Origin of the sequence: Pseudomonas viridiflava, assembly GCF_003702045.1 — a bacterium.
GTDB lineage: Bacteria > Pseudomonadota > Gammaproteobacteria > Pseudomonadales > Pseudomonadaceae > Aquipseudomonas > Aquipseudomonas viridiflava_C.
In genome coordinates this window covers 1-261 of sequence record NZ_RBTP01000023.1, presented here as the reverse complement: position 1 = coordinate 261, position 261 = coordinate 1, and the positions used below count along the sequence as shown (strand labels likewise).

General features: G+C 61.3%; 1 pseudogene. It reads left to right on the top strand.

The features are described 5' to 3' along the window. Positions 1–166 (top strand): annotated as a pseudogene (locus ALP40_RS08890) (transketolase family protein); the annotation flags it as partial. Positions 167–261: the final 95 nt, after the last annotated feature.

The window sequence follows — 261 nt, the reverse complement described above, 5'->3', positions numbered from 1 at the left end:
CAGCCTGGTGGCCGAATTGCTCGCCGAGAACGCGCTGGGCATCACCCTGATTCGTCTGGGCATTGGCGATGGTGAGTACGCAGCAGCCGGTGCCCGTGAGCCGACGCGTGCCTTGCATGGCATTGATGCGGACGGCATTGTCGCGGCCGCTGCACGTTTGCGTTAGGGGCATTTCTGCATGTCGAGCAACCAGACCATGAATGAACACTCCCCGCTGATTCTGGCCATCGATGAAGGCACCAGCAATGCCAAGGCCGTGCT